Source organism: Amycolatopsis kentuckyensis, assembly GCF_041679295.1.
In the GTDB taxonomy this organism is placed as follows: Bacteria; Actinomycetota; Actinomycetes; order Mycobacteriales; family Pseudonocardiaceae; genus Amycolatopsis; species Amycolatopsis kentuckyensis_A.
The window spans coordinates 404,425-427,525 of record NZ_JBGDMD010000009.1; the positions used below are offsets into that span (position 1 = coordinate 404,425).

The 23,101-nt window shown below is 70.2% G+C and carries 24 protein-coding genes; 9 read left to right on the plus strand and 15 right to left on the minus strand.

Annotated elements, in window-relative coordinates; all coding sequences use genetic code 11:
• Positions 1 to 75: 75 nt before the first annotated feature.
• Positions 76 to 1,245 (plus strand): acyl-CoA dehydrogenase family protein, encoded by a 1,170-nt coding sequence (locus ACERZO_RS36195; protein WP_155540760.1) that lies wholly within the window; start codon positions 76 to 78, stop codon positions 1,243 to 1,245.
• Between the two features lie 76 nt (positions 1,246 to 1,321).
• On the opposite strand, the gene ACERZO_RS36200 is transcribed toward ACERZO_RS36195, so the two are convergent.
• The 4 genes from ACERZO_RS36200 to ACERZO_RS36215 are packed head-to-tail and all read right to left on the minus strand — an operon-like array spanning position 1,322 to position 4,590.
• Positions 1,322 to 1,642, minus strand: coding sequence for a hypothetical protein (locus ACERZO_RS36200; RefSeq protein ID WP_257920800.1), 321 nt, complete (start codon positions 1,640 to 1,642; stop codon positions 1,322 to 1,324).
• A gap of 58 nt (positions 1,643 to 1,700) precedes the next feature.
• Entirely contained in the window at positions 1,701 to 2,336 is a 636-nt protein-coding gene (locus ACERZO_RS36205) for a TetR/AcrR family transcriptional regulator (RefSeq protein ID WP_155544174.1), read from the minus strand.
• Complete coding sequence (locus ACERZO_RS36210) at positions 2,333 to 3,856, minus strand: ATP-dependent acyl-CoA ligase (protein WP_372670376.1); 1,524 nt, start codon at positions 3,854 to 3,856, stop codon at positions 2,333 to 2,335. The genes ACERZO_RS36205 and ACERZO_RS36210 overlap by 4 nt, the downstream gene beginning before the upstream one ends.
• A complete protein-coding gene (locus ACERZO_RS36215; RefSeq protein ID WP_372670377.1) occupies positions 3,853 to 4,590 on the minus strand; it encodes an enoyl-CoA hydratase/isomerase family protein in 738 nt (245 codons plus the stop codon). The genes ACERZO_RS36210 and ACERZO_RS36215 overlap by 4 nt, the downstream gene beginning before the upstream one ends.
• Before the next feature lie 48 nt (positions 4,591 to 4,638).
• Here ACERZO_RS36215 and ACERZO_RS36220 point away from each other — a divergent pair, with 48 nt between their 5' ends.
• Positions 4,639 to 6,225: an amidohydrolase gene (locus tag ACERZO_RS36220; protein WP_372670378.1), complete on the plus strand. Its 1,587-nt coding sequence runs from the start codon at positions 4,639 to 4,641 to the stop codon at positions 6,223 to 6,225.
• A 4-nt stretch (positions 6,226 to 6,229) separates the two neighbouring features.
• Here the strand turns inward: ACERZO_RS36220 and ACERZO_RS36225 are convergent, their stop codons facing one another.
• Complete coding sequence (locus ACERZO_RS36225; RefSeq protein ID WP_372670379.1) at positions 6,230 to 6,550, minus strand: hypothetical protein; 321 nt, start codon at positions 6,548 to 6,550, stop codon at positions 6,230 to 6,232.
• Between the two features lie 55 nt (positions 6,551 to 6,605).
• Here ACERZO_RS36225 and ACERZO_RS36230 point away from each other — a divergent pair, with 55 nt between their 5' ends.
• The 6 genes from ACERZO_RS36230 (at position 6,606) to ACERZO_RS36255 (ending at position 11,054) form a co-directional block, all read left to right on the plus strand.
• Positions 6,606 to 7,046: a GNAT family N-acetyltransferase gene (locus tag ACERZO_RS36230; RefSeq protein WP_372670380.1), complete on the plus strand. Its 441-nt coding sequence runs from the start codon at positions 6,606 to 6,608 to the stop codon at positions 7,044 to 7,046.
• Positions 7,047 to 7,086: 40 nt separating this feature from the next.
• Positions 7,087 to 7,770, plus strand: a complete 684-nt coding sequence (locus ACERZO_RS36235) for a metal-dependent transcriptional regulator (RefSeq protein ID WP_033261556.1) — start codon at positions 7,087 to 7,089, stop codon at positions 7,768 to 7,770.
• 68 nt (positions 7,771 to 7,838) lie between these two features.
• Complete coding sequence (locus tag ACERZO_RS36240; protein WP_372670381.1) at positions 7,839 to 8,657, plus strand: LLM class flavin-dependent oxidoreductase; 819 nt, start codon at positions 7,839 to 7,841, stop codon at positions 8,655 to 8,657.
• Between the two features lie 72 nt (positions 8,658 to 8,729).
• On the plus strand, positions 8,730 to 9,074 hold the full coding sequence (locus ACERZO_RS36245; protein ID WP_372670382.1) for a transcriptional regulator: 345 nt from the start codon (positions 8,730 to 8,732) through the stop codon (positions 9,072 to 9,074).
• 47 nt (positions 9,075 to 9,121) lie between these two features.
• Complete coding sequence (locus ACERZO_RS36250; RefSeq protein ID WP_372670383.1) at positions 9,122 to 10,180, plus strand: zinc-binding dehydrogenase; 1,059 nt, start codon at positions 9,122 to 9,124, stop codon at positions 10,178 to 10,180.
• A 247-nt stretch (positions 10,181 to 10,427) separates the two neighbouring features.
• On the plus strand, positions 10,428 to 11,054 hold the full coding sequence (locus tag ACERZO_RS36255) for an alpha-ketoglutarate-dependent dioxygenase AlkB family protein (protein WP_372670384.1): 627 nt from the start codon (positions 10,428 to 10,430) through the stop codon (positions 11,052 to 11,054).
• Here ACERZO_RS36255 and ACERZO_RS36260 read toward each other — a convergent pair.
• Genes ACERZO_RS36260 through ACERZO_RS36280 form a run of 5 tightly spaced genes read right to left on the minus strand, consistent with a single transcriptional unit; the run spans position 11,029 to position 15,324 of the window.
• Complete coding sequence (locus ACERZO_RS36260; RefSeq protein WP_372670385.1) at positions 11,029 to 11,919, minus strand: biotin-dependent carboxyltransferase family protein; 891 nt, start codon at positions 11,917 to 11,919, stop codon at positions 11,029 to 11,031. The genes ACERZO_RS36255 and ACERZO_RS36260 overlap by 26 nt on opposite strands.
• Entirely contained in the window at positions 11,916 to 12,527 is a 612-nt protein-coding gene (locus ACERZO_RS36265; protein WP_372670386.1) for a 5-oxoprolinase subunit B family protein, read from the minus strand. The genes ACERZO_RS36260 and ACERZO_RS36265 overlap by 4 nt, the downstream gene beginning before the upstream one ends.
• Complete coding sequence (locus tag ACERZO_RS36270; RefSeq protein ID WP_372670387.1) at positions 12,524 to 13,273, minus strand: LamB/YcsF family protein; 750 nt, start codon at positions 13,271 to 13,273, stop codon at positions 12,524 to 12,526. Before ACERZO_RS36270 ends, ACERZO_RS36265 begins: the two co-directional genes overlap by 4 nt.
• 1 nt (position 13,274) lies before the next feature.
• Positions 13,275 to 14,069: a putative hydro-lyase gene (locus tag ACERZO_RS36275; protein WP_372670388.1), complete on the minus strand. Its 795-nt coding sequence runs from the start codon at positions 14,067 to 14,069 to the stop codon at positions 13,275 to 13,277.
• A 10-nt stretch (positions 14,070 to 14,079) separates the two neighbouring features.
• The gene (locus ACERZO_RS36280) at positions 14,080 to 15,324 is read right to left on the minus strand and encodes an MFS transporter (protein ID WP_372670389.1); all 1,245 of its coding nucleotides are present in this window, start codon (positions 15,322 to 15,324) and stop codon (positions 14,080 to 14,082) included.
• A 117-nt stretch (positions 15,325 to 15,441) separates the two neighbouring features.
• Here ACERZO_RS36280 and ACERZO_RS36285 point away from each other — a divergent pair, with 117 nt between their 5' ends.
• Positions 15,442 to 16,164, plus strand: a complete 723-nt coding sequence (locus ACERZO_RS36285) for a GntR family transcriptional regulator (protein WP_372670390.1) — start codon at positions 15,442 to 15,444, stop codon at positions 16,162 to 16,164.
• Here ACERZO_RS36285 and ACERZO_RS36290 read toward each other — a convergent pair whose 3' ends face one another.
• From ACERZO_RS36290 to ACERZO_RS36310, 5 genes are all read right to left on the minus strand, one after another.
• Entirely contained in the window at positions 16,165 to 16,824 is a 660-nt protein-coding gene (locus tag ACERZO_RS36290; protein WP_372670391.1) for a DNA alkylation repair protein, read from the minus strand.
• Between the two features lie 222 nt (positions 16,825 to 17,046).
• Complete coding sequence (locus ACERZO_RS36295; RefSeq protein WP_372670392.1) at positions 17,047 to 18,411, minus strand: ricin-type beta-trefoil lectin domain protein; 1,365 nt, start codon at positions 18,409 to 18,411, stop codon at positions 17,047 to 17,049.
• On the minus strand, positions 18,408 to 20,261 hold the full coding sequence (locus ACERZO_RS36300; protein WP_372670394.1) for a ricin-type beta-trefoil lectin domain protein: 1,854 nt from the start codon (positions 20,259 to 20,261) through the stop codon (positions 18,408 to 18,410). The genes ACERZO_RS36295 and ACERZO_RS36300 overlap by 4 nt, the downstream gene beginning before the upstream one ends.
• Positions 20,258 to 21,322: an RICIN domain-containing protein gene (locus tag ACERZO_RS36305; protein ID WP_372670396.1), complete on the minus strand. Its 1,065-nt coding sequence runs from the start codon at positions 21,320 to 21,322 to the stop codon at positions 20,258 to 20,260. Before ACERZO_RS36305 ends, ACERZO_RS36300 begins: the two co-directional genes overlap by 4 nt.
• A 77-nt stretch (positions 21,323 to 21,399) precedes the next feature.
• Positions 21,400 to 22,626 (minus strand): family 16 glycosylhydrolase, encoded by a 1,227-nt coding sequence (locus tag ACERZO_RS36310; protein WP_372670397.1) that lies wholly within the window; start codon positions 22,624 to 22,626, stop codon positions 21,400 to 21,402.
• Positions 22,627 to 23,101: the final 475 nt, after the last annotated feature.

Consider the following 23,101-nt stretch of genomic DNA (forward strand, 5'->3'; position numbering starts at 1 on the left):
CCCGCCGGTAGGAGGTACCCTGGGCTAAGCAAGCGCTTAGCCAGTGGCAGTGTTGGTCGGAGGAGCAGCTCACCCATGGACTTTTCTCTCAGCACCGAAGAACGGGAAGTGCGCGACTGGGTCCGCACGTTCGTCCAGCGGGAGCTGATCCCGCTCGAGCAGGAAGTCCTGCGGCGTGAGCGCGCGCACCAGCCCGGCCTGACCGGCGAAGAGCTCAAGGACCTCCAGCTCAAGGCGAAGGAGTCCGGCTTCTGGGGCGTCTTCACGCCCGAGGAGTACGGCGGCATGGGCCTGTCCGCCGTGATGGCCGCGCTGCTGGAAGCCGAGCTCGGGCGGACCTTCGTGCCGTTCCGCTTCGGGGGCGCCGCCGACAACATCCTGTTCCACGCCAACGAGGAGCAGAAGCAGACCTACCTGCTGCCGACCATCTCGGGCGAGCGCAAGTCGTGCTTCGCGATCACCGAGCCGGGCGCCGGGTCGGACGCCAAGGCCATCCGGACCACCGCCCGCAAGGACGGCACCGACTGGATCATCAACGGCGAGAAGACCTTCATCACCGGGGGCAACGAAGCCGACTTCACCATGGTCTTCGCGATCACCGACCCCGAGAAGGGCGCGAACGGCGGCGTCACGTGCTTCCTCGTCGACCGCGAGGCCGGCTGGAAGTCCGAGTACATCGACACCATGGGCGAGTGGGGCCCGGCGTCGCTGATCTTCCAGGACGTCCGCGTCCCGGAGACGCAGATCCTCGGCGAGGAGGGCCGCGGGTTCGAACTCGCCATGCAGTGGATCGGCCAGGGCCGCTACCTCCTGCCGGCGCGCGCGATCGGTTCGTGCGAGCGGCTGATCTCCATGGCCATCGAGCACGCCAACACGCGCGAGACGTTCGGGCAGAAGATCGCCGAACGCCAGGCCATCCAGTGGATGATCGCCGACTCCGGCGTCGAGCTCGAGGCGCTGCGGTGGCTGGTGCTCAACGCCGCCTGGCAGGTCGACCAGGGCGTCGACTCGCGGCACGCGCAGTCGATGGCGAAGCTGTACGGCGGTCAGAAGGCCAACGAAATCGTCGACCGCGTCCTGCAGATCCACGGCGGCATGGGCTACACGCGCGAGCTGCCGATCGAGCGGTGGTACCGCGAGCTGCGGCTGCTGCGCATCTACGAAGGCACCGACGAGATCCAGCGCCGCACGATCGCGCGCAACCTGCTCAAGGGGCACGTGAAGGTCGGCGGCGTCCTGGGCTGAGTCCGCCCCTGAAACGCGTGAAGCCGTCAAGGCCGCCTTCTCCGGCGGCCTTGACGGCTGTTCGGCTGCGTACTGCTTACTGCTTGTTGCGAATGGCGATCGGGACGCCCGCGAGGTCCTCTTCGTTGCACAGGAGCTTCACGTCGTAGTACGGCGAACCCTTGCGGTCGTCGTAGTCGAGGTGGATGGCCAGGACGTCGAGCGGCTCGCCCAGCCATTCCTGCGCCTGCCGTAGCCACGCGGAGCACCGCTCCAGGGCGGTGGGGAGATCGTCATCACGGAACTCGACGGGGCGATAGGGGACATCCTGCACCTGATCGCGGGGGTGTGCCGGCGCCGGGAGGCCCGGCGCGAGACCCGAGTCGTCCAGTTCCAGTTGGATCGTTTCCTCAGTCACCCTTCGAGCGTCCCCCACGCACGCCGTCTGGGCAAGGCGTACACAGGTAAAAGCGCCGCTAAACGGACATGCCCCACTCTTTCGCGACGATTTCGCGGCAGCGTCGCAAGTCGGCTACACCGGGCGGGGACGTGCAGCCCAGCGCCCGCGAGACCAGCTCCGCGTAGTGCTCGGCGAGCTGGTCCAGCGCCAGCGGCCCGCGCGGGGAATACCACCGGGCGACCCCGCTGCACATCTCCAGCAGCGCGAGCCGGGTCACCGCCGGGTGTTCGGTGTGGAAGACCCCGGCCGCGACGCCTTCTTCGATCGCCGCCGCCCACAGGTTCTCGTACGCGTCCCGCAAGGCCACCACCGGTTCGCGCGCGGCCGGGGACAACACGTCGACTTCGTTGTCCACCACCCGGGTTTCCGCCGGGCCCACCGCGTGCGCGAGCACGTGCAACGCGACCAGCGTGCGCAGCCGGTGCACCGGGTCGGCGCTGCCGGCCGTCGCCTCGCGGGCGGCGTCCAGCAGGCGGTTCAGCGCCGTGTGCATGATTTCCGCGAGCAGATCCTCCTTGGTGCCCATGTAGTGGTACAGGCTCGCCGACGAGAGTTCGGCCTCCTGCGCCAGATCCCGGATGCCCGTGCCGTGGAAACCCTTGGTGGCGAACAGCTTCACCGCCGCCGCGCGGACGCGCTCCCGGCTGGTCACAGCCATGCCGCCGCCTTCGCGTCCCACGACCCGGCGCGCGGGTCGGCCACCTTCCGCAGCTCGCCCTTGGCGACGCGCTCCGACGGCGTCATCGGCAGTTCGTCGGCGAACGCCCAGAAGCGCGGAACCTTGAAGTAGGCCAGCTTTTCCGAGCAGAACCCGGCCAGCGCGGCCGGTTCCGGACGTTCGCCGTCGCACACGACGTACGCCTTGATCTCCTCGCCGCGCAGCTCGTCGGGGACCGCGACGACGGCGGCAAGCTTCACCGAGGGATGCAGCAGCAGCGCGCGTTCGACCTCGTCGGCGGAGATGTTCTCGCCACTGCGGCGGATCATGTCCTTGGTGCGGCCGACGTAGTAAACGCGGCCGGCGTCGTCCATCCGCGCGAGGTCGCCGGTGTGGAACCAGCCGTTCTCGAACGCCTTCGCCGTCGCGGCCGGGTCGTCGTGGTAGCCGTGCATCAGGCCGATCCCGCGGATCAGCAGCTCACCGGTTTCCCCGCGCGGCAGCGGCTTCCCGTCGTCGCCGGCGATCATCGCCTCGCGGTCGCGGCTCGGCCGGCCGATGCAGCCGGTGCCGACGGTCTCGTCGTGGTCGGCGGCGGTCATCCGGATGTCGCCGCCGGTTTCGGTCATCCCGAACGCCTCGTACCACGGCACGCCCCAGCGTTGTTCGAGCTCGGCGTGCAGGTCGAGCGGGATCGCGGACGCGCAGATCGCGCGCACCCGGTGGTCGCGGTCCGCTTCGGACGGTTCCTGGCGCAGCAGCAGCGTCGGCATCAGGCCGAGGCAGTAGAACCACGTGACCCGGTGCTCGCGGACCTTCGCCCAGAACGTGCTGGGGTGGAAGCGGTCCAGCACGACTAGGGTGGCGCCGGCGGCGAGTCCCAACGCGACGTTCCACTGTGGATCGATGTAGTGGAACGGCTGCGCGGTCAGCATGACGTCGTCCTCGCCGACGGCGGGGAAGTCGGTCGCCAGGCTCACCGCGAGGGTCGTCCAGTAGCGGTTCGGCAGGACGCAGCCCTTGGGCGCGCCGGTCGTGCCGGACGTGTACTGGATGTTGACCGGGAGTTCGGGCACCGGCGTGAACTCCGGCCGTGCGGCGTCGGTGCGGAGCCGATCCGGGGTGACGACCTCGATCCCGCCGATCCGGTTCAGCAGGTCGACGAACTCCTCGGCCGCGACCACGAGCTTCGCGCCGGAATGACGGAGGACGTGGGCGCCGTCGAACTCCTGGTAGTTCGTGTTGACCGGGACCAGGATCGCGCCGATCTTGGCCAGCGCCAGCCACGTGAGCGGGAAGCCGGGCACGTTCCGCACCATCACCGCGACCCGGTCGCCCGGCCCGATTCCGCGTTCGGTCAGCGCGGCGGCGATTCGCGAGCTTTCGCGATCCACTTCGGCGAACGTGAACCGCTGGTCGTGCTCGTCGAAGATCCAGGCGGTGCGCTCGGGCCACAGCTGCGCGGCTCGCGTGACGAGCTGGTCCAGGGTCCCGATCTCGGCGAGAGGGGTCACGTCCGGCTCCGGAAGGCTTCCGTCGACGCGGCGACCGCGGCCGAGTGCTCGGTGATCAGGGCGTGGCTGACCTCGAGTTCGAGCGCGGGTTCGACGTCGATCGGAGTGTCGAGGACGCGCTTGGCCATCGCCGCGGCCGCCGGCGGGTGCTCGGCGATCCGCTTGGCCCAGCTCAGCGCTTCGGCCTGGAGCTGCTCGGCGGGGACGGCGGCGTTGACCATGCCCAGCTCGGCGGCCTTCCGGCCGTCGAAGCGCTCGCCGAGCAGCAGGAGCTCCTTCGCCTTCAGCGGCCCGACGAGCAGCGGCAGCAGCCGCGACGCCGCGCCGGTGACGCTCAAGCCCAGCGAGACCTCCGGGAACGCGAAGACGGCGTCTTCGGCGGCCAGGATCAGGTCGCAGCCGAGCGCGAACTCCGCGCCGGCGCCGATCGCGTAGCCGTGCACCGCCGCGATCACCGGCTGGCGCAGCCCGCGCAACCGCCGCGTGACGTCCTGGAGCCGGTCCAGCCGCGTCCGCGAATCACCCGCGGGGGTGGGTTCCTTGAGGTCGTGGCCGGCGCAGAAGGCCCGCCCGGTCCCGGACAGGACGACGACCCGGGCGTCGCTGCGGGCGGCCGCGTCGAGGGCGGCGAGGAAGTCGTCGACCAGCACGGCGGCGACCGCGTTCAGCCGCTCGGGCCGGTTCAGCCGGATGTGCGCGATGCCGTCCTCGACGGCGAAGTCCACGGTGGGCATGCGGCCGATGCTAGACGTTCGATCGATCGATCGATAGCCTCTGGACTCATGAAGGTCGACGCGGTCTACGAGAACGCCACGGTGTGGACGGGCGCGGGCGTGACCAGCGCACTCGCCGTCCTGCACGGCCGCGTGGTCGCGTTGGGCGACGACGCCCTTTCGCTCTCGGCGCGTTCGCGGGTCGACCTCGCCGGCGGGTTCGTCGTGCCCGGGTTCCACGACGCGCACAACCACATGGCGTGGTTCGGGATGGGCCTCGACGACGTCGCGCTGGGCGGCTGCCGCAGCGTCGAGGAGGTCTACGACGCCGTCGCCGCGCGCGCCGCGACGCTGCCGCCCGGGAGCTGGGTGGTCGGCAGCGGGTACGACCAGAACAAGCTCGCCGGCGGGCACCCCGACCGGCACGGCCTCGACCGCGCGGCGCCGGGGATGCTCGTGCGGCTCAAGCACACGTCCGGGCACATGACCGTGGTCAACACGGCCGTGCTCGACCAGCTCGACCTGGCGAACGTGCCGGTCGGCGGCGACGTCGTGCCGGACGCCGACGGCTCGCCGACCGGGCTGCTGCGCGAGCAGGCCCAGCTGCTGCTGCGGCCGCTGACGTACCCGGCGCCGGTTTCGCGCGTGGTCCGCGGGCTCGGCCGAGCCTCCGAGCGGTACCTCTCGGAGGGCATCACCAGCGTCCAGGAAGCCGGGATCGGCGGCGGCCTGGTCGGCGAGACGCCCGCCGAGCTGGCCGCCTACCAGGAGGCACGCGACACCGGCGTGCTGCGCGTGCGTAGCACGGTGATGGTCGCCGCGAGCGTGCTGCACGACCTGCCAAACGACGCCGGCTTCGGCCTCGACCTCGGCCTGCGCACCGGCCTCGGCGACGAGTGGCTGCGCGTCGGCCCGATGAAGTTGTTCGCCGACGGCTCCCTGGTCGGGCGCACGTGCGCGATGCACGACCCCTTCGACGGCGAGCCGGACAACGTCGGCTACTTCCAGGTGCCCGAGGATGCGCTCACGGAGACGATCCGCCGCGCCCACGAGGCGGGCTGGCAGATCGCGACGCACGCGATCGGCGACCGCGCGATCACCGTCGTCCTCGACGCCTACGAAGCCGCGTTGGCCGCTTCACCGCGCACGGACCACCGGCACCGCATCGAGCACTGCGCGGTGCTCCAGCCGGCGGAGCTGTCCCGGCTCGCCTCGCTCGGCATCATCCCGTCGCCGCAGGGGCGGTTCGTCAACGAGCTCGGCGACGGCATGCGTGCCGCGCTCGGCGAGGCGCGCGTCCCGTGGTGCTACCGGCTGCGAAGCGTCCTCGACGCGGGTTGCGTGCTTCCCGCGTCCTCGGACCGGCCCGTCGTGAACGGCGCGCCGCTGCTCGCGCTGGCCGACATGGTGCGTCGGCGCACGGCGTCAGGCGCCCCCTTCGCACCCGAAGAGGCGCTGACGCCGGAGCAGGCGTTGCGCGCGTACACGTACGGCTCGGCGTACGCGACCTTCGCCGAGCGTGACCTGGGCACGCTCGAGCCGGGGAAGCTCGCCGACTTCGCCGTGTTGTCCGGATCGCCGCTCGACGAGTCCGCTTTGGACGGGCTCACCGTGCAAGGCACCGCCGTCGGCGGCGAACTGCGTTATCAAGCGTGATGGCTCACTTCCTTCCCACGAACTCGAGTGCTTCTTCCGCCAGCGCGGACCAGGGCTGCGTCGATCCCGTGTCCAGCGCCAGCCATTCCTTCATCGGGGTGCCCTTGTTGGCGTCGAAGCGCACCCCGTGCCCGCCCGCCACGAGCTCGTCCACCCGCGGCCGGGGCAGCTTGAGCACCAGCTGCCCGCGGACGAACATCGCGAAGATCTGGCCGTGCGCGCGCAGTGCCGTGCGCCCGAACCCGCCGGTCGCGCCGGGTGGCGTGATGCCCGGGCGTCCGGTGAACTCGTCGACCAGGTCCTCGAACTTCTCCTCCGGTGACATCGACTACCTCCGAGCCCGACAGTAACGACCACCACCGACAAAACCGGGAGGCGAGATGCCCGTCCGCGACGCCGTCTTCGAAGACGTCGACGAAATCTGCGCGCTCATCGAGGAGCACGCCGTCTACGAGGACAACCACGACCTGAAGCTCGACCGCGCCGAGATGAGCGGGCACCTCTTCGGGCCGGACCCGAAGGCGTGGGTGCTGATCGCGACCCCGCCCGGCGAGCCCGGCACGGTCGCCGGCTTCGCCTTCTGTAGCTGGAACTTCTCCACGTGGGAGGCCCGGCCGGGGATCTGGCTGGACGACCTGTTCGTCCGGCCGGCGCACCGGCGCTTCGGGCTCGGCAGCGAACTGCTCGACGAGCTGCGCAACCGCACGAGCGGCCGCGTCGAGTGGGACATGCAGGCGGGCAACGAGAAAGGCGAGGCGTTCTACGCCCAGCTCGGCGCCGAGCCGGTCCCGGGCTGGATCCGCTACCGCTGGCGGCCGTGAACTTTCACGAGAAAGAACCCGGCCCCGTATCGTATGCGGCATGGGAGATGGTTCGGTCCGGAGGTCCTCGTCGGTCGAGGACTACGTCCGGGTGATCTACGGCCTGGTCGAGCGGGGTGAGGCGGTCACGAACACGTCGCTCGCCGGCCGGCTGGAGGTCAGCCCGTCCTCGGCGTCGGGGATGGTCACCAAGCTGTCCCAGCTCGGGCTGGTCACCCACGTGCCGTACCGCGGGATCGAGCTGACCGCCGACGGCCGCCTCCTGGCGCGGTCGGTGCTCCGGCGGCACCGGCTGATCGAGACGTACCTGGTGTCCGAGCTCGGCTACACGTGGGACGAGGTCCACGCGGAGGCCGACGCGCTGGAGCACGCGGTGTCGGACCGCCTGGTCGAGCGCATCGCGGCGAAGCTGGGCAACCCGGTCCGCGACCCGCACGGCGACCCGATCCCGGCCCCGGACGGCAGCGTGGAGGAGCTCCCGGTCCGCATCCTGGACGACCTCCAGCCGGGCGCGGTGGGCGAGATCGTCCGGGTGTGGGACACGGACCCGGAGCTGCTGCGGTACTTGACGGAACACGCGATCAACCTGGGCGAACGCATCGAGGTCGTGGAGCGGCAGCCGTTCGGCGGACCGATGGTGGTGAAGGTGGGCTCGCCGCCGGATGCGGCCACGCACGCCATCGGCAAGGAGATCGCGCAGGCCTTGTCGGTCACCCTGCGCTGAGCGGCGTACGCGCGAATGACGTCGTGGAGCGGATGTGGTGACACACCCGCCGCCGCGACCATTGGTCCATGAAACCCTTCCGCTTCGGCATCGTCGCCGGGTTCGCGCCTGACCTCACCTCGTGGACCGCTCAGGCCGAGCGGGTCGAAAAGCTCGGCTTCGACACCCTCCTCGCCACCGATCCCGTCGGGACCGCGGATCCCTTCGTCCTGCTCGGGGCCGCCGCCGCGGTCACGCTCGACCTCACCGTCGGCACCTTCGTCCTCGCCGACCCCTTCCGGGACGCCCGGGCCCTCCGCTGGCAGGTCCAGACCCTGCACCAGCAGACCGGCGGTCGCTTCGAGCTCGGGCTCGGGGTGGGGCGGCCCGGGGCGAAAGCGCACACCGAGAACCTCGGACGGGCGTTCGGCGGACCGGGTGAGCGCATCACACGGATGGCCGAGACGATCGCGCTGCTCAAGGAAACCGCCGACCGGCCGCGGCTGGTGCTCGCCGGCGGCGGGCCGAAAATGCTGGCGCTCGCCGCGCAAGAAGCCGACACCCTCACCTTCACCTGGCCGCCGAAAACCACCGAAGCCGACGCCGAGTCCATTGTGGATCGATTCCGTAAGCTTGCTGAAGAACGGCTGCCGGACATCGAGCTCGGGCTGAACCTGATGGCCGTCGGGGACGCGCCGTCGCCCGGAATCGCGCGGTGGGCCGGGGTCGACGTCCCCGAGCTCGCCGCCGCCGGGGCCGTCACCGTGCTGCCCGCTGATCCAGGTCAAGCGGCGGAAAGGCTTCTCGGCTGGCGGGAGCGGTGGGGGATTTCCTACGTGACGATCAACTCGGGCTACGCGGAACCGTTCGCCGAGATCGCCGCGCGGGTGCGGCTCGCAGGTGGGTGAGGGCCCTTCCGATCTTGCGAAGCTGGGCCTACGCTCCAATTTTCGTACTCGGGAGTGCTTCGGAGCGTTGTGATGACCGGTCAGCGAACTCGCACCATCGACCGGGGGGAGCAGGCGGAACTGGGTCACCTCCTGGCCGCCGGGCCGTTCGACGTCGCGTTGCGCGCGGCGATCAGGGCTCGTGGCCTCGGCCTCGACCGGATCCGCTATCGCTTGCGCGGCAGGGGAACCACGGTCAGCCTGGCGACCCTCAGCCACTGGCAGTCCGGGCGGTGCCGGCCCGAGCGGCCGGAATCGTTGGAGGCCTTGCGGAATCTCGAGGACATCCTGAACGTGCCGGACGGCTCGCTCAGCAAGCTCCTCGGCCCGCCGCGCGGCAGAACCCGGTTCCACGCCCAGCCGCCCGTGCTCAATTGAGCGGCACCAAGGGAAAACCGCTCAGCTGAGCACGTAGGCTCGACTCCATGCGAGCTGTCGTCATGGAGGAGTTCTGCGTCCCGCCGGTCGTGCGGGACGTGCCGGAGCCGGTGGCGCCGCCCGGTGGCGCGGTGATCGAGGTCGACGCCACCGGCGTCTGCCGCAGCGACTGGCACACGTGGCAGGGCCACGACACCGCGGTGACGCTGCCGCACGTCGCCGGGCACGAGCTCGCCGGCCGGCTCGTCGCGCTCGGCGAGGGCGTGCGCGGGTGGGAGCTCGGCGCGCGCGTCACCGTGCCGTTCGTCTGCGCGTGCGGCAGCTGCCCCCAGTGCGCCCGCGGCGACCAGCAGATCTGCGACCGCGAGTTCCAGCCCGGCGCGACGCACTGGGGTTCGTTCGCCGAGCGCGTCGCCATCGAGCACGCCGAGACGAACCTGGTCGCGCTGCCGGACTCCCTCGGCGCCGCCGAAGCCGCCGCGCTCGGCTGCCGCTTCGGGACGGCGTTCCGCGCCGTGCTGCGCCAGGGCCGGGTCACGGCGGGGCAGTGGGTCTCGGTGTACGGCTGCGGCGGCGTCGGCATCTCGGCGGTGCTGCTGGCCGTCGCAGCGGGCGCGAAGGTCGTCGCCGTCGACGTCTCGCCGCCGGCCCTCCAGCTGGCCGCGAAGTCGGGCGCCGCGCTCACCGTCGACTCTTCGGCGTTCGACGGCCCGGAAGCCGTCGCCGCGCACGTCCGGGAGCTGACCGGCGGTGGCACGCACGTGTCGCTGGACTGCCTCGGCGCGCCGTCGACCTGTGCGGCGTCGGTGGGCAGCCTCCGCAAGCGCGGCCGGCACGTCCAGGCCGGGCTGATGCCGCCCGCGCAGGGCGTCGCGCCGATCCCGATGCACCGGGTCATCGGCGGCGAGTTGGAGCTCGTGGGCATCCACGGGCTGCAGGCCCACGAGTACCCGGAACTGCTGCGCGTCGTCGAGACGGCCGGCATCGACCTCGCCGCGCTCATCGGCCGGCGGATCGGCCTCGACGACGTCCCGGCCGCGCTGGCCGCGATGAACGACCCCGTGCCGGCGCAAGCGGGCGTTACCGTCGTGACGTTTCGTGACTGATCGGCGTCGCCCAGGTCAAGTGACCGGTTCGTAGCTGATCCACGCTGGTTTGTGACATTCAGGTGTGGGAACGTCTAGGCATGGTGGCCCATAGCGAGGGGATTCGGCCGCAGGAGCGCCCGGTTGGTCCGTTCGGGCGGCTCCTGCGGCTGTTCACTGTTGCGGGCGTGACGTTCCGCGGTCACCGGATCGTGCCGTCGACGCTCACCGAACGTGTCCGGCAGGAGTCTCCGGCACAATCGAGGTGATGGACGCCCTCCTGCCGCGCCCGCGCGCCGAACTCGCGCCCGGCGCCGTTCACCTGCCCGACTGGCTCGGCTTCGACGAACAGCGCGAGCTCGTCGCGGCCTGCCGCGGCTGGCCCGGTTACCGCCATACGACATACCCGAACGGCGGGGTCATGTCGGTCAAGACCGTCTGCCTCGGCTGGCACTGGTACCCGAACGGCTACTCGCGCACGACCGACGAGGGCACGCCGGTGCTGCCGTTCCCGGACTGGCTCGGCGACCTGGGCCGGCGTGCGCTCGAGGACGCGTACGGCGACCCGTCGGCGGACTACGAGCCCGACACCGCGCTCGTCAACTTCTACGCCGCGAAGGCGAAGATGGGGCAGCACCAGGACAAGGACGAGCGGAGCCCGGCGCCCGTGGTGTCACTCAGCCTCGGCGACACGTGCGTGTTCCGCTTCGGCAACACCGAGTCGCGTGGCAAGCCGTACACGGACGTCGAACTGCAGTCGGGAGACCTCTTCGTGTTCGGCGGCCCGTCCCGGTTCGCCTACCACGGTGTGCCGAAGACGCTGCCGGGCACGGCGGACCCGGCGCTCGGCCTGACCGGGCGGCTGAACATCACGCTGCGGGTCTCGGGTCTTTAGGCCGCTCGCCACGATCGGCACGGCGACGCTGCTGCGGCGACCAGCGGAAGCGGAGAGTCTGGCCGGGGCGCAGCTGAGCGGCGACGTCGAGGTCCGCCTCCTCGACGACCGCGATCACCGGGTAGCCGCCCGTCGTCGGGGAGTCCGCGTGGAACAGGATCGGCCGCCCCGATGGCGGCACCTGCAGCGATCCCGGCACGCATGCCTCCGACGGCAGTTCGTCGTGACGCACCCGGGCAAGGGGCGGCCCGGTCAGCCGGATGCCGACGCGGTCCGAGTCCGGGGACACCGTGTACACAGTGGACAGCAGCTCGTCCGGAAAAGCGAACCAGTCGCGACGCGGTCCCGGCGTCACGCGCAACACCGGCGTGGACGGCAAAGCCGCGCGCGGCGCCAAATCGACCACCGGGAACGCAAGAGGGGTGCCCACCGGCAACAGCATCCCGGCCGTGAGCGGCGGCGGGCCGAGCTTGCCCAGCGTGTCCGTCGACCGCGAACCGAGCACCGGCGTGACGTCGATGCCGCCGCGCACCGCGACGTAACAACGCAAGCCCTCCGATGCCATGCCCAGCACCAGTTCGTCGCCCGGCCACAGCGTGACCGGTCCGTTCATACCTCCCGGCGAGACCGCGCAAGTAGCCCCGGTTACCGCCACGGTCGTGACGGCCGAAGCGCGCAAAACCAGGCCGCCCAGCGTCACCTCCAGCGCCGCGGCGCCGGTGGGGTTGCCGACGAGCCGGTTGGCCAGCTCGTACGACGCGCGGTCGGCGGCGCCGGAGCGGGAGACGCCGAGCGCCGCGTGGCCGGGGCGGCCGAGGTCCTGCACCGTCGTCGAAAACCCCGGCCGCACCACTTCGAGCTTCACGAGCGCACCGCCTCGAACCGCACGCGCGTGCCCAGCGGCAGCAGGTTCGGCGGGTCGCGCTCGACGTCCCACACCGGCACGTCCGTACGGCCGAGCAGCCGCCAGCCGCCCGGCGACGCGCTCGGGTAGACCGCGCTGTACTCGCCGGCGATCGCCACCGACCCCGCCGGGATCCGCGTCCGGGGCGTCGACCGGCGCGAGACGTGCAGCACGGGGTCCAAACCGGACAGGTACGCGAACCCGGGCGCGAACCCGCAGAACGCCGAGACGTAGGAACCCGCGCTGTGCCGGGCGATCACCGAAGCCACGGAGATCCCCGCCGAAGCCGCGACGCCGGCCAGGTCCTCGCCGTCGTATACCACCGGGACGACCACTTCGGCCGAAGCGCCCACCAAGCTGTCCACAGGGGACACTTCGCGCAGTACCGCGCCGAGCCGGTCCGCGTCCGTCACCGCGGGGTCGAAGCGGACCAGCAGCGTCTTGGCCGCCGGGACCAGCTCCTCGACGCCGGCCGGAGCCAGCTCCGCCAACGCCTCCTGGAAGCCCAGCACGTCGTCCAGTTCCACCAGCAGCGCGCTTCGCCCGCACGGCAGCAGCCGGACCGTCATCCGGTGAACGCCCCCAGTTCGATGCCCGCCCCCGACAGCGCCGCCTCGATCCGCCGGGCCAGCTCGACCGCGCCCGGCGTGTCCCCGTGCACGCACAGGGAATCCGGGCGCACGTCGAGCTTGGTGCCGTCCTCGGCGACGACGCCGCCGGTCGCCATGCCGACCGCGCGCTCGGCGACGACGTCGGCGTCGTGCAGCACCGCGCCCGGCTTCTTCCGCGAGACGAGCTTGCCGTCGGCGGTGTACGCCCGGTCGGCGAACGCCTCCGCGTACGCCACCACACCCGCTTTTTCCGCCTGCCGCTGCATTTCCGAGTTCGGCAGGCAGAGCAGCGCGAGCGCGGGGTCGTACCGGCGCAGGCCGTCGACGATCGCCGCGGCCTGCTCGACGTCCGCCGCCGCGGTGTTGTACAGCGCGCCGTGCGGCTTCACGTACGTCACGCGGCTGCCCGCCGCGCGGGCGAACGCGTCCAGCGCGCCGATCTGGTAGAGCACCTCGTTCGCCAGCTCGTCCGGCGCGATGTCGAGTGCGCGCCGGCCGAACCCGGCCAGGTCGTGGTAGCCGACGTGCGCCCCGATCGCGACCCCGCGTTCGGCCGCCAGGTCGCAGACCCGCCGCATCACCGACGGGTCGCCGGCGTGGAAGCCGCACGCGATGTTCGCGCTGGTCACGATGTCGAGCATGGCTTCGTCGTCGCCCATCTTCCACGCGCCGAAGCCCTCGCCGAGATCGCTGTTCAGATCCATTTCAGCCCACCCGGTATTCGCTGTCGAGCCGGTCCGTGATGAACATGTACCCCGGCGCGTGCGTGATCGCAAAGGGAGGCCGCGACGCCATCAGCGCCGCCTGCGGCGTGACCCCGCAGGCCCAGAACACCGGGACGTCCCCGGGTTCGGCGTCCACCGGATCGCCGAAGTCCGGCCGCGAGAGGTCCTCGATCCCCAGCGCCCGCGGGTCGCCGATGTGCACGGGCGCGCCGTGCACGGCCGGCATCGCGCGGGTGATCCGGACAGCGTCGTCGACGCGGTCCTCCGGGATCTGCCGCATCGACACGACCATCGGGCCGAACAGCCGCCCGGCGGGTTCGCACTGGCGGTTCGTCACGTACATCGCGACGTTGCGGCCCTGGTCGACGTGCCGCAGCGGGACGCCCTCGGCGGCCAGCGCCGTCTCGAACGTGAAGCTGCAGCCGATCGAGAAGGCGACCATGTCGCTGCGCCACAGCCCGGTCGCGTCGGACACCTCGCCGGCCAGCACGCCGTTCTGCCAGATCCGGTAGCGCGGCAGGTCGGTGCGCAGGTCCGCGCCCGCGGCGAGCCGGGTGGCCGGGTCGCCGGGGTCGGTGACGTCGAGCAGCGGGCACGGCTGCGGGTTGCGGGTGCAGAACAGCAGGACGTCGTAGGCCCAGTCTTCGGGCACGGCGATCAGGTTGGTCTGGGTGAAGCCGTTGGCCCAGCCGGTGGTGGGGTGGGCGGTGCCGCGGCGGAACGCCTCTCGCGCTTGGGCGGGAGTGAACGTCGCGGGTTCGTCAAAGGTCGTCATGAGTTCCCCCTCAGTCGACGAGTTCGATACCCCGGGTCTCCGGAAGTCCCAGCAGCGCCAGCACGGCGATGCCGTAGCCGATCGCGCCGAACACGATCGCGCCGCCCGCGCCCAGGAAGCCCACGACGGTCGGGAAGATCGCGCCCACCGCGCGGCCGAAGTTGTACGTGAAGCCCTGTCCCGTCCCGCGCAGCGCCGTCGGGTACAGCTCCGCCAGGAACGCGCCGAAGCCGCTGAAGATGGCCGACATCGAGAAGCCGAGCGGGAACCCGAGGACGAGCACGAGACCGTTGGCGCCCTTGGGGATCTGCGTGTACGCGACGATCAGCGCGGCCGAGAGCAGCGCGAACGTCAGGAAGGTCTTCTTGCGCCCCATCAGGTCGGTCAGGTACCCGCCGCAGACGTACCCGACGAACGCGCCGGTGATGAGGAACGCGAGGTAGCCGCCGGTGCCGATCACGGTCAGCTCGCGGGTCTTCTTCAGGTAGGACGGCAGCCACGTCGAGATCGTGTAGTACCCGCCTTGGACGCCGGTGGCGAGCAGCGCGGCGAAGAACGTCGTGCGCACGAGGTCGCCCTTGAAGATCTGGACGAGGGTGCCCTTCGGGCGTTCGGTCTTGAGGCGTTCTTCGGCGCGCGGCGCGTCCTTGACGCTCTTGCGCACCCACAGCACGAGCAGCGCGGGGATGACGCCGGTCCAGAACATGATCCGCCAGGCGACGTCGTCGCTCGCGACGCTGAACACGACGGTGTAGACGATCACCGACAGGCCCCAGCCGACCGCCCACGCGCTCTGCACGAACGCCACGGTCCGGCCGCGGTACCTGGCCGACGAGTACTCCGCGACCAGCGCGGCGCCGGCCGCCCACTCGCCGCCGAAGCCCAGGCCCTGCAGGGCGCGGAAGACCAGCAGCGTCTCGAAGTTGGGGGCGAACCCGCAGAGCACGGTGAAGATCGTGTACATCGCGATGGTGATCTGCAGCGTGCGGACGCGGCCGATCCGGTCGGCCAGCATGCCGGCGCCGACCCCGCCGACGGCCGACACGACCAGCGTCGTCGTGCCGAGCAGGCCGGCTTCACCGCTCGATATGCCGAAGTACGCGGTGATCGCGGCCAGGCCGAGCGGCAGGGTCTGGTAGTCGAACGAGTCCAGCCCGTATCCGCCGAAGGCGCCCACGAAGGCGCGACGCCCGCGTTTGCCGAGCGTGCGGAACCAGTCGAACGGCCGGGCCTCGGTAGCTGTTGTCGCAGTCATTGGGCACCTCCTGGCCAGTGTCTCTCATCGTGGCGTGCCTCACACAGTAAGGATCGTTGAACAATTCCACAAGAGTGCAATTGGATCGTCCTCAGTGTGACGGGTACCATCGTGGACGTGGTCATCGAAGACAGCGTGCTCCCGGGCCTGGCGGCCGACCGCGGCCTGGTCAGCCGCCAGAGCACCGCCGAGCGGGTCGCCGGCGTCCTGCGCAAGCGCATCGCCGAGGGGTTCTTCCTGCCCGGCGGCCGGCTGTCGGAGCAGGACATCGGCAACGCGCTCGGCGTCTCGCGCAACACGCTGCGCGAGGCGTTCCGCCTGCTCACCCACGAGCGGCTGGTCGCCCACGAGCTCAACCGCGGCGTCTTCGTCCGCATCCCGAGCGTCGAGGACGTCGTCGACATCTACCGCGTCCGCAAGATCATCGAGTGCGCCGCGGTCCGGGGCGTGTCGGCGAAGCCGGCGAACTTCGCGCGGATCAAGGAGAAGGTCGAGATCGGCGACGAGGCCGCGCGCACCGGGAACTGGAAGGACCTCGGCACCGCGAACGTGTGGTTCCACCAGGAGCTGGCCGCGCTGTCCGGCAGCGAGCGCGTCAACGAGCTGGTCGGCAAGCTGACTGCCGAACTGCGCCTGGTCTTCCACATCATGGCCGAGCCGCGCCGCTTCCACGAGCGCTACCTGCCGCGCAACCACGAGATCCTGGACCGCATCGAGGCCGGCGACGGGCCGGGTGCCGAGCAGCTGCTGATGAAGTACCTCGAGGACGCCGAGGAACAGCTGGTCGGCGCATATGCGGACCGCGCCGAGGCGGCTCGGGCGGCGGTCGCGGCGGAGTAGCTAACCCCGGCGGCGCACCATTTCGGTGATCCAGACCGGCGCGAACGGCGACGTGCAGTTCGGCGGCGTCGGGTAGTCCTTGAGCACCTGCAGGCGTTCGCCGATTTCGATGGCCCGCGCGCGGTGGGTTTCGTGCTCGATGCCGATCTGGGCCAGGCAGTGGTTCATCGCCCACTGCAGCCGGTCCGGGGCGTCCTTCAGCTCCTTCTCGATGGTGTCGAGGAGGCTGTCGAGATCTTCGGAGTGCTTCGCCACGCGGTCGGTGGTCAGTGCCCAGCCGGCGCTCGCGACCACGGGATCCGGATCGGCGAACCACGCCCGGCGCAGATCTTCGGCGTGCGGGCTCTTCTTCACCACGTAATTCACGAGCCAGTCGTGCACCTTGGGTGTGCGCGCGGTCCTCAGCATGGCGTCCAGCTCGTCGCGTTCGAACGCCTTCGGGCGGCAGATCAGCGTGGCCAGGAGCTTCGCCGCGGTGTCGCCGGTCCGCCAAAGCTCGCGCGCGAGGTCCTGCTGCGTCTTCAGCCGCTTCGCGACCGCGCGCAGTTTGCCGAGGTTGACGCCGTGGTCGTCGCCGTGCTTCTCGTTGACCGTGCGGGCCTTGGGGTCGTCGAGGGTGGCCAGCTCGGCCAGCACGTCGTCCACTGTCGGTTCGGGCACGGCGGCCAGTCTACGGCTGCCCGTTCGGGCACCCCGGCATTTTGACCATCCCCAATTCCGCTCCGGCTCGCTAGCCTGCGAAAGCGGTTTCGCCGCCGGAGACCCCCAGCGGCCGGCGGAACCCACCGCTGCCGGGCCGGGGCCTCCCCAGTGCCACGGTCCGGCAGCCCTTCGAACGCACGAAGGCCCGGCCGGAGCCGGGCCTTCGTCGTCCTGCCGGGGTCAGCCGGCGTAGCGGGCGAAGATCCTCGTGAAGTCCCACGCCTGCTGGGAAACGCCCGAACACGTGTCGTCGTTCGGGTACCCGCCCGGGCACGGGCGGTCGCGGTTGGCCGACCAGAACGTCAACCGGGCCAGGTGGTGGGAGTTCGCGTAGGCCAGGATGGTGGTGAAGTCGTTCAGCGTGACCGTCTCGTTGTTGTCCGTGATGCCGTTCATCGACGAGATGCCCATGTGCCGGTAGGCCGTGTCGTCGTCGTAGCCGTAAGCCGACTTGACGACGTTCTTGAGGCCCTCGGCCGCGCGCTGGGTCAGCGTGCCCATGTTCTGGCCGGCGCCGCCGAAGTCGAACGGCATGATGACCCAGCCGTCGACCGTCAGGCCGGACTGCGCCGCCCGGTTCACCAGGCTGCTGTCCGGACCGGACTGTCCGGTGCCGAACGTGACGTAGATCTTGATGCCGGGGTTGTTCGCCCGCACCGTCTTCAGCGCGTCGACCGTGCGCTGCTGCACGGTCGGGTTGCTGTAGGCGTCGGCCTCGATGTCGATGTCGATCGCCTTGAGGCCGTAGGCGTTGATCACCTTCTGGTAGCCCGCCGCCAGCTCGCCCGCGCTGCCGCACGACGACTCCAGCTTGTTGCCGGAGTAGCCGCCGAACGACGGGATGACGTCGCCGCCGCCCGCGCGGACCGCGTTGATCGTGTTCTGGTCGACGCCGCCGGTGAGCGCCCGGCCGCCGTCCCACATCGGGTTGCAGTAGCCGTTGGACAGGATGAACGCCAGCGTGAACCACTTGACGCCGGTGGCGTTCTGGATCGTCTGCGGGCTCGGCGGGTTGCCCCAGCCGTTGTAGAGGTACGGCGCCACGGCCATCACGCCCGGCCCGGTCGGCGGCGGGGTGGTGCCGCCGGACGGGAGCGTCCACTGCTGGTTGGCCGTGCTCGCGCACGTCCAGATCTGCAGCCGCGTCCCGTTCGCGCTGGAGTTGCCGGTCGCGTCGAGGCACTTGCCCGAACCGGTGTTGACCAGGTTCTTCGCCGCGTTGGCGGTCCACTTCTGGGCATTGCTGCCGTTGCAGTCCCAGAGCTGGATCGTGGTGCCGTTCGCGGTGCCCGCGCTCGTGACGTCCAGGCACTTGCCCAGTGCCTGCAAGGAACCGTCGGAGCCGACCGTCCACTGTTGAGCGCCTGAGCCGTTGCAGTCGTAGAGCTGGATCGCCGTGCCGTTCGCGGTGCTCGCCGCGGCGACGTCGACGCACTTGCCGGCGAGGCCGGTGATCGGGCCGGTCGCCGCCTGCGCGACGCCCGGGGCGAGCACCAGCGCCGAGGCCGCCGCTACGAGAGCACCGAATGCTGCGAGTTTCTTCATGCGGGCACGTTCCACTTCTGGTTGGCGGCGCCGGTGCAGGTCCAGATCTGCAGCCGGGTGCCGTTGGCGCTGGAGTTGCCGGTCGCGTCGACGCACTTGTTCGACCCGGCGCCGACGATGTCCTTGGCCGCGGTGGCCGCCCACCGCTGGTTGGCCGTGCCGCCGCAGTCCCAGAGCTGCAGCTGCGCGCCGTCCGCAGTGGACTGTCCGGTGACGTCGAGGCACTTGCCCAGCGCGCGGATCGTGCCGTCGGTGCCGACGGTCCACTGCTGGGCGCTCGAGCCGTTGCAGTCGTAGAGCTGGACCGCGGTGCCGTTGGTGCTGCTGGCACCGGCGACGTCGATGCATTTGCCTCCGACGCCGGTGATCGGGCCGGTCTTGCCGGTGGTGCCGCCGTTGCCCTGGGTGCCGTTCCAGGTGAACGTCGCCGAGGTGTGGCCGGGCAGCGTGTAGGCGAACGACGAGTTGCCCCAGTTGACGCGCACGCTCTGGTTGCCCGTGCTGGAGTTGTACGCGATCAGCGCCTTCGAGCCGTCCGGGTTCTTCCAGGCGACGTTGCGGACGGTCGAGTTGTCGTTCGAGTCGATCCGGTACGCGCCGGGCTTCACGAACTTCGTCAGGTGGCCCATCGTGTAGTACTCGACGGTGTAGTCGACCTGCCCGCTGCGGGAGTCTCCGTTGTGGACGGTGATCAGGCCGGTGCAGGTGCCGCAGCCGCCGTTGTGCGGGCCCATGTTCTGGTCGACGCCGAGGCTCCACTTCACGAAGCTCTTCGACCAGTTGCGCGTGTAGTCGACGATGTTGTTCATGTCCTCGGCCTGCTGGTTCGAGATCCAGGTGCCCCCGGAGTGCTCGGTCGAGTAGGCGTTGACGTTCGGGTACTGGTTGTGCGTCGTCGTCTGCTGCGCGATGTCGCCGCCGTACCCGTGCCAGGCGACGCCGCCGAAGTTCGGGTGGTTGCGGATCGCCGAGTCGTCCAGGGTGGGCGCGCCGTAGGAGGCGTAGGTGTCCCAGTTCCAGTCGAGCGCGAGGACCTTTGTGGACAGACCCGCGTTCTGGAGCGCGGGCAGCAGGTTGTTCTTCGCGAAGTACGCGAGCCCGGCGCCGTTCCAGTTGGTCGACGGGTAGCTCGAGCAGCACGTCGGCTCGTTCTGCATCGAGACGTAGTCGATGGGAACGCCCGCGTCTCGGTACGCCTGGAGGTACTTGACGAAGTACTGCGCGTAGGCCGGGTAGTACTGCGACTCGACCCAGCCGAGCAGGTAGCTGTCGTTGTCCTTCATCCACGGCGGCGCGCTCCACGGCGACGCCATCACCTTGGCCTGCGGGTTGAGCTGCTTGGCCTGCTTGGTCAGCGGCAGCACGTCGGCCTGGTCGTGGGCGATCGAGAAGTGCGTCAGGTTCGGGTCGGTCTGACCGGCCGGCATGTCGTCGAAGGTGTAGCTGTAGCGGGCCAGGTCGGAGGCGCCGAGCGGGTTGCGGATGAAGCTCAGCCCGATGCCGGTGTTCGGGTCGAACAGCTTGCGCATCGTGTCGTCGCGGGTGGCCTGGGACAGCGCCCCGCTGGAGTTCATCAGCCAGGCCGCGGTGTCCGTGAAGGACGCTCCGCCGCCTTCGAACTGCTGGTAGGTGGTGCCTTCGTTGACGTTGATGGTCACGCCGCCGGAGCCGGTGCCCGAAGCGAAGGTGACCGGCGTCTGCTGCTGCAGGCCGCGGGTGACCGTCCGGCCGCCGGAGTCGCTGGTGGTGGTGAGCCAGACGTTCACGGTCTCGCCCGCGGCCTGCGCGGGTGCGGCGAAGGTGGCCGCGGCCAGCGCGGTCACGCCGAGCAGGGTGAGCAGTTTCTTCATGGCAGCGTCCACTTCTGGTTCGTTCCGGTGCCGCAGGTCCAGATCTGGAGCCGGGTACCGTTGGCGCTCGAGTTCCCGGTGGCGTCGAGGCACTTGCCGGAGCCGGCGTTCACGAGGTTGCGCGACCCGTTGGCCGACCACTTCTGCGCGGCGGAACCGTTGCAGTCCCACAGCTGGGTCGGCGTGCCGTTGGCGGTGCCGGCACTGGTGACGTCGAGGCACTTGCCGAGCGCTTTCACGGTTCCGTCGCTGCCGACTGTCCACTGTTGAGCGGTGGTGCCGTTGCAGTCGTAGAGCTGCACGGCGGTGCCGTTGGCGTTGTTGGCGCCGGCGACGTCGACGCACTTGCCGCCGATGCCGGTGATCTGCCCGGCGTTCTGCGTGGGCGGTGTCGTGGTGCCGCCGGCGAACTGCGTCGCGACCTGCTCGCCGAGGCTCGTGGCGTTGGCGTGGTTCTCGATCGGGTCGACGTGCGTGTTGGGGAACACGATGTACGTCACCGGGCCCTCGGTGCCCCCGTTGGACGGGTCCGGGTTGATGCCGAGGTTGACGGCGGTCGCGTAGGACGCCTCACCGATGATGCTCGTGGGACCCGTGTCGCCGACGACGGCGTAGGTGACCTTGTTGTTGTAGATCACCGCCACGACCGAACCGCCGTCGATGCCGTAGTTGCGGTAGTCCCAAGTGGACGTTGGCTGCGGCAAAACGATGTACGGCAGCTGGGCCGCGTTGAGCGGCTGGTCGGTCGACGTGTGGAACGCGGTGTCGGGGTAGAAGCAGCAGTCGGTGTTCTCGTTGCACTGGGTCGTCCGGACCCCGTCGCAGTCGATGTCCATGTCGGCCGTGAAGAACACCGCGCCGTTGGCCTGGCAGACGGGCACGGTGGCCGCGCCGCCTTCGTCGAAGGAATATTTGCCGTTCGAAATCTGCTGGCAGGTCTGGGTCTTCGCGAGCAGCTGGCTCGCGGACGGACCGGCCTCGACGGCGGCTTGGGCGGAGCCGGTGAGTAAGGAAAGCGCTAACAGGGCACACCCCATTAGCGCGACGAGGAATCGTCGCACTGGGATTCTCCTTGTGGGGGAAGGAAAGAGTGCCGGGTAGGCGGACCGGGCGGGGTCCGCCTACCCGAGGGGATGGATCAGGGAGTGGTCCACTTCTGGTTGGCCGTGCCGCCACAGGTCCAGATCTGCAGGCGGGTGCCGTTCGCACTCGAGTTGCCGGTGGCGTCGAGGCACTTGTTCGCGTTGGGGTTCACGATGTCCTTGGCGCCGGTCACGACCCATTGCTGGGCAACGGTTCCATTGCAGTCGTAGAGCTGCACGGGTGTCCCGTCGGCCGTGCCCGCCGCGTTGACGTCCATGCACTTGCCGAGGGCGCGGATCGTGCCGTCGGTGCCGATGGTCCAGTTCTGCGCCGCGTTGTTGTTGCAGTCGGTGATCTGGATGGGCGTGCCGTTGGCGGTGTTCGCGCCGGCTACGTCGACGCACTTGCCGCCGATGCCGGTGATCCGCCCGGTGCGCCCGCCCGGGGTGCCGCCGCCGGTGTCGTTGGTGACGTGCACGTAGTCGACGATCAGCTGCTGCGGGAACTGCGTGCTGCTGTTGGGGTCGCCGGGCCAGTACCCGCCGACGGCGAGGTTGAGGATGATGAAGAAGTTGTGGTCGTAGACCCAGCGGTTGCCGTTCAGGTCGGCCGGCGTGCGCGTCTGGTAGAGGTTGCCGTCGACGTACCACTTGATCTGGTTGGGCGACCAGTCGACGGCGTAGGTGTGGAAGTCGTCGGAGAAGTTCGGGCCGTTGTAGGCCGCGCCGATGCCGCCGGAGCCGGAGTAGCCGGGGCCGTGGATGGTGCCGTGCACGGTGTTCGGCTCGAACCCGACGTTCTCCATGATGTCGATCTCGCCGTCGGTCGGCCAGTTGCCGCCGCCGAGCATCCAGAACGCGGGCCACATGCCCTGCCCGCGCGGGAGTTTCATGCGCGTTTCGAAGTGGCCGTAGGCCTGGCTGAACTTGCCGGCGGTGTTCATCCGCGCGGACGTGTACTCGCAGCGGCCGTACCAGCAGTTGTAGTTGCCGGGGTTTTCCTTCTTGGCGGTGATGACGAGGTGGCCCTGGCCGTCGAGCTGGGCGTTGTTGGTGCCGGAGGTGTAGTACTGCCGCTCGTGGTTGTTGACGTTGTCGCCGGTTTCGAGCTGCCACTTCGACCCGTCGACGGCGGACCCGGCGGGGCCGTTGAAGTCGTCGGTGAAGGTGGCGGCGGCTTCGGCCGCTACTGGGGTCAAGACCTGCTGGCCGAGGAGGAGCAGGGAGGCCGCGGCGAAGAGCGCGGCTGTTCTCTTTCGGGCTTTTCGGAACGAGGTGGACATCGTTGTCGCCTCTCTCACCGTGGGGGGAACGGCGTTCCGCGCGCAGCACGGAACGCGGGGAGGGGGAGGTGGCCTCGCATGCCGGGGCGGCGGCAGGCGCGACCGGTACGCCGGCGCTCGTCGTTCCTGGGCGGGGTCGGAACGGCGAGTGGCGGCGGGTCTTTGTTGTGCCTGGCAACAAAGTATGCATGGTCCAGACAAGCCGGGCAACAGGTGGCCGGTCATTTTTTTTCAACCCGAATTAAGGGTGGGTTCGTTGCGGGGGTTCGGTTGCGGTGCTGGTGGGGCGGTTCCCGGTGAGCGGGGCATGCGGTTGTCCACAGGTCCGGTGAGTTGTGGACAGGCGGAGTGGGGCGAGGGGCTTTGCCCGGGTTTTGTCGGGGGGCGGCGATACGCTGGAGCGGGGATGGTCCCCCTGGGTGGGCGGGCTCTGCTGGGGTAGGTCAGCACCGTCGCGCCGGTTTCGGCGACGACG